Annotated in this window: 2 protein-coding genes; both read right to left on the minus strand. The window is 67.0% G+C overall.

The annotated features are described in order from the left end of the window. The coding region (locus EOA38_RS36145; protein WP_145966274.1) for an FAD-binding oxidoreductase at positions 1–885 on the minus strand (885 nt) is incomplete at its 3' end. A 19-nt stretch (positions 886–904) separates the two neighbouring features. Further along, positions 905–1,567: Sua5 family C-terminal domain-containing protein (locus EOA38_RS36150; RefSeq protein WP_189435167.1), on the minus strand; the 663-nt coding region annotated here is incomplete at its 5' end.

Genomic DNA, 1,567 nt, shown 5'->3' on the forward strand with positions numbered 1-1,567 from the left:
CATCAAGACATACCACGGCCAGTCGTCGGCCAGCGGCCGTGTGATGCCTTGACCATGCTTCAGCGTGAAATCGTAAGGCCTCTTGCCGATCAGCTCGAAGGCGGTGAGCGCCACGCCGGCCTGGTCCGTCGCCAGGGTGAACAGCGATAGCGCAGCCTTAGCCGAAGACAGGCCGACGAAGGCGACCTCCCTGCCCTTCGGCTTGGGAAACAGCTTCAGCACCGCGGCGGTGATGACGCCGAGCGTGCCTTCGGCGCCGACGAAGAGGTTCTTCAAATCGTAGCCGGTGTTGTCCTTCTTCAGCTTGCGCAGATCGTCGAAAACCTCGCCGGTCGGCAGCACCACTTCGACGCCCAGGCAAAGCTCGCGCGCATTGCCATAGGCGAGCACGCCGGTGCCGCCGGCATTGGAGGAGAGATTGCCGCCGATCTGGCAGGAGCCTTGCGCGGCGAGCGACAGCGGGAACAGCCGGTCGGCGGCGTCGGCCGCTTCCTGCAGCGTCTGCAGGATGACGCCGGCCTCGGCGGTGATCGTGTTCGACAGCACATCGATCTCGCGGATGCGGTTCAGCCTCGACAGCGACAGCACGATGTCGTGCCCGGACTTGTCCGGCACCTGGGCGCCGACCAGGCCGGTGTTGCCGCTCTGCGGCACGACCGGCGTTCCGCTCTCGGTCGCCAGCCGCATGATGCGGCTTACTTCCTCGACGCTGCCTGGACGCAGCACCAACGATGTCCGGCCGTGCCAGAGGCCACGCCTTTCGGTGATGTAAGGCGCGATGTCGGCCTGGTCGCGCAGCGCGTATTTGTCGCCGACGATCGCTGCGAAGCGATCGATGAGGGCGGGATCGATATCGAAAGGCTGGTCGTCGGATTGATCGTTCATGGAGCCCAAACTATGGCGCTCAGGCGATCTTGTCACGCGGGGCGGCGGCGCGTGCGAGCCGGTCGTTGATCGCCTCGCCCAGGCCTTCGAGCGGGATCGGCTCGACGGCAATGGTTGCGGCGCCGCTGCGGTCGAGCGCCTGCATATAGGCGAACAGATTGGTGGCCGCCTCGCGCAGATCGCCCGCCTCGGAAAGATTGCGCACCGCCACCGCACTCTGCCAGCCTTCGGCACGATCGCGGCCGAAGGCCAGCAGCGCCTCGCCCCTGGCGACCCTATCGGCATTGAGCCGCATCGATGCGCCCGGCGCATAATGCGAGGCGAGCATGCCGGGCGCCTCGATGCCGGCAGCGCCGCGCATGAGCTTTGTACCAGCAGCAGCTTCAATATCCTCGGCAGCGATGCCGCCCGGCCTCAGCAGCCTCAGCTTGCCGTCCTCGACCTTGACGATGGCCGATTCCAGGCCGACCGGCGTCGCGCCGCCATCGACAACCAGCTTGATCTTTTCGCCGAGATCGGCTGCGACCGCTTGCGCCGTCGTGGCGCTGATCCTGCCGGAGGAATTGGCGCTGGGGGCGGCAAGCGGCCGGCCGAGCCTCGCGATCAGCTCGCCGCCGAAGCCTTTCGGCATGCGCAGCGCGATGGTGTCCAGCCCCGCCGGGACCAGCGGATGGATGCCGGT

It is taken from the genome of Mesorhizobium sp. M1E.F.Ca.ET.041.01.1.1 (genome assembly GCF_003997355.1).
In the GTDB taxonomy this organism is placed as follows: Bacteria; Pseudomonadota; Alphaproteobacteria; order Rhizobiales; family Rhizobiaceae; genus Mesorhizobium.